General features: G+C 42.0%; 1 protein-coding gene. It reads left to right on the top strand.

Annotated elements, in window-relative coordinates:
• Positions 1–369: 369 nt before the first annotated feature.
• A partial coding sequence (locus HF312_21535) for a hypothetical protein (GenBank protein MCU7522794.1) occupies positions 370–1,732 on the top strand: 1,363 nt, incomplete at its 3' end.

Genomic DNA, 1,732 nt, shown 5'->3' with positions numbered 1-1,732 from the left:
GTCCAGAACAGAAAAATGATGCTCGTGAAGTAACACGCTCTGAAAAGTAAGTTAATGAAAGCCCTGAAGGAAAATACCAATTCCCTCAGGGCTTTCCTGTTTTATGTTTACTTAAGAACAGATCTTTTTTTTGTATACATAGCCTCTGCTGAAGACTCAAAAAATAAAATAATGAAAATTGTAAGTATCTTAAAAATAAGGATTTAGGGCATTATTTTGTCTCCTCCACATTGATCAGATGCTTAATATTAGCCAACAATTAAAGGGCTCAAAGTGAATGAAAGTTTGATTTCAGCCCGAAATTAAAGTTAACCCATGTGGCACCCGAGTTGCCTTAGTCTAGTCACGATCAATTATTTAAGGAATGAAATGATGACTAAGATTACGACTAGAGGCCTCGTTATAAGCTTGTTCCTCAGCATACTTACTCTGCAGATATTTGCACAGAGTAATAACAAATCCGCAACAGGTAGCTCTGCTGCAGCTTTGTTAGACGTATATTCAATGCCCGCTACACTTCATCAGGAACTGACAGGAAAGAATACTCCGGCAACAATAACACCGATTTCAAAGATGTCAGTCCGTGTAGCAAGAGGGGAATTTGAATCCCTTTCACTTTTTATCCAGCCCAAGGGGCAGATAAATAACATTAAGTTTAACTGGACAGACTTCAAGAACGGTTCAATGACAATTCCTGCCAACCGTATGGATGTTTCAATTGTTAAGGTATGGTATCAGTCAGGCTACAAATCAGATATCGCTGAGACCGGTGTTATTAAGCACTTAACTCAGGAACTCCTTGTAAAGAATGATAACCTGGTTAAGGTTGACTATTCTGCACAGACCAATTCTCTTCTTTGTACAAAAAAGTCAGACGGCTCACAGTACTACCAGAATATCAGCGACCCGGGTGCTACGTTCCCGACAAATGACGTTACTGTAAAGGATGCCGACACACTTCAGCCTTTCTCTCTGGATGGATCAACAAACAGACAGATCTGGATGACAGTCCACGTTCCTGACAACACTCAGGCTGGAAAGTATACCACAACCATGACAATCACCAGTGATCAGGGAACTGTAACATCTTTCCCGATTGAAATTGAAGTTCTTCCTTTTGACCTGGATCAGTCACGCCTTACATACAGCATCTATTATCATGGTTATGCTGATAAGTGGGTTGACGTTCCTTTCAATTACAACACGAAAAACTTGGATGAGTACAGAAGGGAAATGCAGGATCTGAAAGACCACGGTGTCCTTTACCCGACTACTTACCAGATACTCCAGAACCTGGATATGGATCTCCAGATAAGAAAAGAAGTCGGCCTTCCTATGGATAAGCTCTTTACACTCGGCCTTGGAACCGGTAACTCAACTAATACTTCAGACCTGAACAACCTTAAATCACAGGTTCAGCAGTGGAAAAACAAGATTGCACAGTACGGTGGGAAAGAACTCTATGTTTACGGCATTGATGAAGCACGCGGAAGCCAGCTTACAAGCCAGAGAGCAGCATGGAACGCCGTTCATGAGGCAGGCGCTAAGGTATTTGTCGCTGGCTACTATGAAACTTATGACGCAATGGGAGACATACTTGACGTTGCTGTTATCCAGCAGGACCTGAAGCCCGATCAGGCTCAGAAGTATCATTCAAAAGGAAATAAGATCTACTCATATTCCAACCCCCAGGTAGGACAGGAAAACCCGGAACTCTACAGAAGAAACTTCG

It is taken from the genome of Ignavibacteria bacterium, assembly GCA_025612375.1.
Taxonomy (GTDB): domain Bacteria; phylum Bacteroidota; class Ignavibacteria; order Ignavibacteriales; family SURF-24; genus JAAXKN01.
The sequence above is the reverse complement of the archived record's forward strand: the minus strand, read 5'-3'. Positions and strand labels throughout refer to the sequence as shown.